Annotated in this window: 6 protein-coding genes and 3 pseudogenes; 5 read left to right on the forward strand and 4 right to left on the reverse strand. The window is 65.3% G+C overall.

From position 1 onward, the window contains the following. A pseudogene (locus RF638_RS15730) lies at positions 1 to 441 on the reverse strand (leucine zipper domain-containing protein); the annotation flags it as partial. 351 nt (positions 442 to 792) lie between these two features. Continuing rightward, on the reverse strand, positions 793 to 1,338 hold the full coding sequence (locus RF638_RS15735; protein WP_368842439.1) for a DUF3253 domain-containing protein: 546 nt from the start codon (positions 1,336 to 1,338) through the stop codon (positions 793 to 795). 129 nt (positions 1,339 to 1,467) lie between these two features. Between RF638_RS15735 and RF638_RS15740 the strand changes: the two genes are divergently transcribed. After that, the gene (locus RF638_RS15740; RefSeq protein ID WP_368842440.1) at positions 1,468 to 2,793 is read left to right on the forward strand and encodes a deoxyribodipyrimidine photo-lyase; all 1,326 of its coding nucleotides are present in this window, start codon (positions 1,468 to 1,470) and stop codon (positions 2,791 to 2,793) included. Here RF638_RS15740 and RF638_RS15745 read toward each other — a convergent pair. Further along, a complete protein-coding gene (locus tag RF638_RS15745) occupies positions 2,784 to 3,578 on the reverse strand; it encodes a helix-turn-helix domain-containing protein (RefSeq protein WP_368842441.1) in 795 nt (264 codons plus the stop codon). The two genes, RF638_RS15740 and RF638_RS15745, sit on opposite strands and share 10 nt — an antisense overlap. Before the next feature lie 50 nt (positions 3,579 to 3,628). On the opposite strand from RF638_RS15745, the gene RF638_RS15750 reads away from it, so the two are divergent. Further along, entirely contained in the window at positions 3,629 to 4,132 is a 504-nt protein-coding gene (locus RF638_RS15750; RefSeq protein WP_368842442.1) for a VOC family protein, read from the forward strand. A 31-nt stretch (positions 4,133 to 4,163) separates the two neighbouring features. Here RF638_RS15750 and RF638_RS15755 read toward each other — a convergent pair. Further along, positions 4,164 to 4,470 (reverse strand): annotated as a pseudogene (locus tag RF638_RS15755) (transposase); the annotation flags it as partial. 406 nt (positions 4,471 to 4,876) lie between these two features. On the opposite strand from RF638_RS15755, the gene RF638_RS15760 reads away from it, so the two are divergent. The 3 genes and pseudogenes from RF638_RS15760 to RF638_RS15770 all read left to right on the forward strand — a co-directional run bounded on the left by RF638_RS15760 (position 4,877) and on the right by RF638_RS15770 (position 6,555). Beyond that, positions 4,877 to 5,362 (forward strand): hypothetical protein, encoded by a 486-nt coding sequence (locus tag RF638_RS15760; RefSeq protein ID WP_368842443.1) that lies wholly within the window; start codon positions 4,877 to 4,879, stop codon positions 5,360 to 5,362. A gap of 184 nt (positions 5,363 to 5,546) precedes the next feature. After that, positions 5,547 to 6,136, forward strand: a pseudogene (locus tag RF638_RS15765) (IS3 family transposase); the annotation flags it as partial. 44 nt (positions 6,137 to 6,180) lie between these two features. Then, on the forward strand, positions 6,181 to 6,555 hold the full coding sequence (locus tag RF638_RS15770; RefSeq protein WP_368842444.1) for a VOC family protein: 375 nt from the start codon (positions 6,181 to 6,183) through the stop codon (positions 6,553 to 6,555). Positions 6,556 to 6,685 lie beyond the last annotated feature (130 nt).

Consider the following 6,685-nt stretch of genomic DNA (forward strand, 5'->3'; position numbering starts at 1 on the left):
CCTGCGGGCGTTCTCGCCGGCCGGGGTCAGATCACGCAGCCGGGAGATACCGAGTCGGTGCAGCCACCGGCTCACGGTGCGTAGGGCGATGATCACCGGAGCGTGGAAGAGCCCCGGGTCCTGGGCGGGGTCGTGGTCGTAGCCGCCGGCGGCCAGGTGGTGCCAGATCCGGCGTGCCTACCACTTGCGCCCCCGCCGCAGGGCCTCGATGCGCTCGACCACCTCCAGCCGGGTGCGCGACGGGGAGGTGGCCGGGGTCGAGGGCCGGTCGATCAGGGCCTCCTCACCGTCTTGGAGGTAGCGGGTCACCCAGGTGCTCACGGTGGGGCGGGAGACCCGGAACTCGGCGGCCACGTGGGCCTTGGGGATCCCGTCATCGAGGTGGCCCAACACCATGCGCAGCCGGCCGGTAGGGGTCAAGGGTGCATTACGGTGGGTCATGAACGGGCTCTTTCGTCTTGGACGGTCGCTGTAGCAACTTCCATCCTGGGCAAGGAGCCCGTTCCTCACCTCACCAACACACCCCTGACAAGAACCTCATGACCCACAACACCTAGCTGCTTGATGAAAACCATAGGCACACCCCCCGGTGCGGGATGCCCCGTCTCAACGGGGTGGCTCGAGGTGATGGGGGCGTTTCCGATCGCAAGCACTAGGTACCTCGCTATCGAGGATGGTCGCGACAATCTCCAGGGCCGGTGGTTGCGGAGTGATGCTAATTCTTCTTTATCCCCCAATCTCCCCGGAAGTCACCACAGAACGAAGGGTTGCGGACCCATGTTATGCGGGGACTCATGGCCCGAGTTCCGGTCCCAGCGCGATTCGCAGCGGCCCGTGTGCATGAGCGGGGTCCACTCGTTTGCCGCGTTGCCGCACCTCCACAACGCCGTCGCGGTGCAGGCCCGCGGCGACATTGCGCGCCCGGTCCATGAGCTCGCGCCAGTCTGTGCCGCCGACCACCTTCGCCGCGTCGCTCGGGCAGATCGTGGCGCCGTCACGATGCCGTAGCAGCGCCTTGATGGTCGCCTCTATGCGCTGTGAACGACCCTGGTCTGTGTGCTCCCACCAGGCCTCGCCCCGTTCCCCGAGCGCTACCTTCGCGTCCTGCACGCGTGGCCGCGCGTGCTCAGGATCGGTGCGCACGAGCCGGCGCGCGGCCATTAGCTCAGCTACAAGTTCGGCGCGCAAATTCTCCGGGATGGACGGATCCGAAGCCCGCCACTTCCGCCCGTTGACAACGATGTGGTGGCCGTCGGGGGTGCGCTCGGGTCCCGATTTCGATGGAGTCCGGCCGGGTGTGGGACCAATGTTCGGTGCGGGTGTTGACTCGTGGGTCATGGTTCACTTCATCACACGAGAGCGAGCAAGGGCAGCTCCTGTGCGTCTTCGTTCGCGCTGCCCGCCATCCCCACCTCCACCGGACGTGTGTAGATTTGGCCGCAGTCGAGAGATGGGTGCCAAACCGAGATGACAACCGTAGTGTGGTTCCGCGATGACCTGCGGGTCACCGATCATCCGGCCCTGCACCACGCCGTGGAACGCGGCGAACCCGTGGTGTGTCTCTATGTCCTAGACGAGGAGTCCGAGGGCATCCGCCCGCTGGGCGGTGCCGCCAAGTGGTGGCTGCACCACTCCTTGACCTCACTAGTCGCGGATCTCGCGGATTTGGGGGCGCCCCTGACGCTGCGGCGGGGCCCGGCGCAGGAGGTGGTGAGCGACGTCGTTCGCGAGACCGGTGCGGACACCCTGCTGTGGAACCGCCGCTACGGCGGCCCCGAGCGCGCCGTGGACGCCGCACTGAAGGAGTGGGCGGGGGAGAACAGTGTGGAGGCGCACTCCTACGCGGGCTCCCTGCTGTTCGAGCCGTGGACCATCACCAACCAGAGCGGGAACCCGTTCAAGGTGTTCACCCCGTTCTGGCGTGCGTGCACGAGCGGCCCGCCGCCGCGGGAGCCGTATCCGGCGCCGTCGGCTATCACCCCCGCCGAGTCGGCCCCGGACTCGGAGGACCTGGCCGACTGGCACCTGCTGCCCACGCGCCCGGATTGGTCCGGCGGACTCGCTCAGACCTGGGCGGTGGGGGAGCAGGCCGCGCACGAGCGGCTGGAGGACTTTCTCGAGGAGAGCCTGCCCACCTATACCAAGGACCGCGATTACCCCGCCAAACCGGCCACGTCCGGGCTGTCCCCGCACCTGCGGTGGGGCGAGATCAGCCCCTACACCGTGTGGCACACGGCGCTGCACCGCGGCGGGAACCCCGGCAAGTTCCTCACCGAGCTCGGCTGGCGCGAGTTCTCCTGGTACAACCTCTACATCCACCCGGACATGGCCGAACGCCCCATCAACCCCAAGTACGAGCGCTTCCCGTGGCCGGAGCTTGACGACGACGCGCTCGCCGCCTGGCAGCGCGGACGCACCGGCATCCCTCTCGTGGATGCCGGGATGCACGAGCTGTGGGAGACCGGGACCATGCAGAACCGGGTGCGGATGGTCGTGGCGTCGCTGCTGGCCAAGAACCTGCTGATTGACTGGCGCCTGGGCGAGCAGTGGTTCTGGGACACCCTCGTGGACGCGGACGCCGCGAGCAACCCCCACAATTGGCAGTGGGTGGCCGGCTGCGGCACGGACGCCGCCCCCTACTTTCGGATCTTCAATCCCGAGACGCAGCAGAAGCGCTTCGACCCGGACTTCGTCTATGTGGACCGCTGGAATGGTCGCCAGGAGGGCGTGGAGCCCATTGTGGACCTCAAAGAATCCCGCGCCCACGCATTGGATCTGAACAGTCAGTTGTGATGCCCGGATGCGCCACGATATGCCCGCGGCGTCTGCCCTAGGAACCGCTGGAACTCCCGGGTGAAATGCGCTTGGTCCGAAAACCCGTGAGCTGCGGCAATACTTGAAAGACTGACCTCCGGTTCAGACCGGATGTGCTCCGCGGCCTCCTGCAGCCGCCGTCGGCGGATCAACGCGTGCGGCGTCAGCCCGATGTACTGCTCGGCCAACCGGTGCACCGTCCGCTGCGAGACGTTCAACGCGGCCGCCAGATCACCCACCGTCACTACGGATGAGTTCGACCCCGCTGTTTCGGCCAGCGCATTCGCCAGTCGCGCTTCCTCGGTGATAGCACCAACGCGCGCGGTGACCCACGCGGATAGTCTCGCCACGGCGTCGTCGAAATGCTCCGCGGCGACCGCTTCTGCAACCTGCGAGTGCAACTCCGGCGCCGCTACCGGAACGTAGCTGTCCCGCACACTCGTCGGATCACTCGTGAAGGCCGGCACCGCGGCCGGACGCAGCAGTGCGGCCACCGCCCACCCGCTGCCGACGAGGTCGCGATGTGAAGCGCGCGTCGTCGGGCCGGAGAGACCCACCATGTCCTGCTCGACCACCAGATTGCAGCCGGGGAAGGGGAGAAGGTCTTGGCGCGACGTGGAACCCGAAGGTTCATCCCAGTCGACGATCCACCACCAGACGACGAGCTCGCTGACCGGCCCTGTGGCGGGAATCCGCTGGAATCGAGGCGGTAGGCGGCGCGGGTACAGCACCCCGCGCTCGGAGATCTCCGGTAGCTCGCCCATGGCAGGAATATACAAGCCGCCGGCCCGCGCGCGGGTCTACCGTTCAAGACATGACGACACAAAAGAACACCCCGGCCACCGGCTCACACACCACCAATGGAACCCCGCACGGTTATTCGTCCATCACGCCGTTTCTGGCCGTCGCCGATCCCACCGCGGCCCTCGCCTTCTACCAGGAGGTGTTCGGCGCCCAGCTCATCAGTGCTTTCCGCTTCGGTGAGGTGGTGGTCCACGCCGAGCTGCAGTTCTCGGACGGCCGCCTGCAGTTGGGTGCGGCCCAGCCTGATTACCACCTCGTCGCCCCGGACGCCGACGGCGACGACGTCACCTATTCGCTGGCGCTGTACTGCCCGAACGTCGACGACGTCGTGGCGAGGGCACTTGCCGCTGGCGCCACTGTGCGGGAGGAGACCACCAATTTCATTTCCGGGGATCGGTTCGCGAGTGTCCGGGACCCGTTCGGGGTGCGGTGGTCGGTCATGACCCGGGTGGAGGACCTGAGTGATGAGGAGTCGCAGAAGCGGGTGGAGGAGTGGTCGGCGGGGATGGGGTGAATAATCGCGTCATGACGAGCCAGAGGCGTTAGAGCTCCCCGGTCGTCAAACCGCGCGCCGTCAGGGACAGCACGATCTGATCGACCCCATCCAACCGGCGTTTGCGTTAGGGCACGATGATCGGTTCGAACGACCCGTCACGATCGGTGGGAACCTCGATCTCGACTGGACCGATCTCCGTCAGCACTGTCTTGGTCCGTGTTCTGTTGCGCATGTTCTCGCCCATCGGAGGTGCCGCCGGGTACGTGACCGAGATACTCGGTCAGCTCCGCGTCCAGCACTGTTTCGAGCACGTGCTTGGTGAGCTGGCTGAGCAGACCACCGGGCCAGGCTAGGTCCCGCCTTGTTCCTATGCTTGCACCAGTAGCCGCTGCGCGAGTTTTTTCTGATCAATGATCTTCCCGGTCACGGGATCCATCATTTCGTCAACAGTGGGTCGGCCGTGTCAGCCACGGCCATCTCCTCTCAAACCAGACCGAACCCCACCCGCCCACCGATATTTAGACAGTCCCGTCGACGGTTGTGGCTCATCAGGTGATGGTGGCTGCCGCTAATGCTCCGGAGCTCTATGGTGGCGCAAGTGCACAGTGGTGCGTACGGTGACGGTTATTGCCGGTGTGGATTTTCGTACCAATACCAGTGATGGTCGCCCGTTTGGGGTGACCACGACATACTGCCAAGGATTCCCGGGGCGCTGTCCGGACTTCATGAAGAACGTCTTGAACATTTGAGGGGCTGATGGGTGTGACCAACATCAGTGGGAGTTTCCTGCATGAGTTGTCCATGGTGGAGCGTGCCCAGCCACGCGGCCTGATTAGCGGTGTGACGATGGGTGAAGTGACAGCCCACGTGCAGGCCGCCACGGCCCCGCCCGTGCTGATACCTCTGACCGCCGGACGCGCCCGAATCACCCAGTTGCTATCGGAGGCCACTGGGCCCCTTGCCCCGCCCGCTATGCAGGATCCGCTAGCTTACGCGGACGTTCCGACCGTGCAGCAGCTGTGGTGCGAACTGTTGGATGATCTGGGTGCATATCTGGAAGACCTTTCCCATGCCGACCCGGCGCTTCGGCTGGTGGGGGTGCACAGGGACAGGCTGATTGCCTGTATTCAGGTCAGCAATGGTTATCGAGAACTCACCTATGAGGTGCCTCTGGACAACGGCGAGATGCCAGCAGCGGTGACGGTGGAGATCGCCGCTGCTTTCTCCGAGGCCTCGGTGGCGCGGTAAAGATCTACTGCCGCACTCGTAAGGTTTTTGTGATGTACCCGTTGGGGGCTAGCGCGTCTGGGCGAGCATACGCCGTCCTCACGGTAAGGATGTTTCCACGCCCAAGCCCTACCCCAAGGAGTTCTGCCGCGACGTGGTGGCGGTGGCCCGCAAGCACGAGGCCCGGCTGTGCTGGGCCCAACGGCTCTTCAGCGTCCACTCCAATACGCGTGGGCTCGAACGCAAGCCCGATCCACCAGTCCATGACGAGCTGGTGGCACGCGACTTCACAGCTACCGCGCCGAACCAGCTGTGGCTCAGGGACCTGACCGAGCACCACACCGGCGAAGGCGCGCTCTATCTATGCGCGATCAAGAACGTCTACTCCAACCGGATCGTTGGCTACTGCGTTGACTCGAGGATGAAGGCGTCCTTGGCGGTCACGGCCCTGCCTCGCGCGGTGACTGGCCGTGGCACGGTGGTCGGCTGCGTGATCCACAGTGATCGGGCCAGTTCAGGGGCAGGAAGTTCGTGTCCGCGCTGCACGCTAACGGACTGCGAGGCTCGATGAGCAGGGTCGAGGCGTGCGGTGACAACGCCGCCATGGAATCCTTTTTCGCCTTGCTGCAGAAGAACGTCCTGGATCGGCAGCGCTGGTCCACCCGGGAAGGACTGCGCCTGGCGATGGTGACCTGGATCGAGAAGACCTATCACCGCCGGCGCCGCCAACCCCGTCTGGGTCGCCTCACCCCGGTCAAGTTTGAGACCATCAAACACGGACTCAAAGCCGCCTGAAACTCGTCAACCCCGAGAGTCAACGAAAGTCGGGGCAGTCCCAGGTGTCCGGCACCCAGCTCGTCAATGCCTTCCGTTTCGGAGATGTGGAGGTCCACGCCGAGCTGCAGTTCTCGGACGGCCGCCTCCAGTTGGGCGCGGCCCAGCCTGATTACCACCTTGTCGCCTCGGACGCCGACGGCGATGAGGTCACCTATTCACTCGCGCTGTACTGCCCGAACGTCGACGACGTCGTGGCGAGGGCGGTTGCCCACGGCGCCACTGTGCGGGAGGAGACCACTAATTTCATTTCCGGGGATCGGTTCGCGAGTGTCCGGGACCCGTTCGGGGTGCGGTGGTCGGTCATGACCCGGGTGGAGGACCTGAGTGATGAGGAGTCGCAGAAGCGGGTGGAGGAGTGGTCGGCGGGGATGGGGTGATGGGGCTTAGCCTTGATCCACCGATGAGCATGCTGGGCTTGGGTCGCAATTAAAGACGGGATGCCCGTCTGACCGGGAAGAATGGGACTTGTTCAGGGTTCCGTTCCACCGCGATGAGAGGGCATCTCGC

Origin of the sequence: Kocuria sp. CPCC 205235 (assembly GCF_040980905.1) — a bacterium.
Classification (GTDB): domain Bacteria; phylum Actinomycetota; class Actinomycetes; order Actinomycetales; family Micrococcaceae; genus Kocuria; species Kocuria carniphila.

Bases quoted from the DNA above. Each gene is read 5' to 3' on its own strand.
- RF638_RS15735 (WP_368842439.1), bottom strand. From the start codon at position 1,338: ATGACCCACGAGTCAACACCCGCACCGAACATTGGTCCCACACCCGGC.
- RF638_RS15740 (WP_368842440.1), top strand. From the start codon at position 1,468: ATGACAACCGTAGTGTGGTTCCGCGATGACCTGCGGGTCACCGATCAT.
- RF638_RS15745 (WP_368842441.1), bottom strand. From the start codon at position 3,578: ATGGGCGAGCTACCGGAGATCTCCGAGCGCGGGGTGCTGTACCCGCGC.
- RF638_RS15750 (WP_368842442.1), top strand. From the start codon at position 3,629: ATGACGACACAAAAGAACACCCCGGCCACCGGCTCACACACCACCAAT.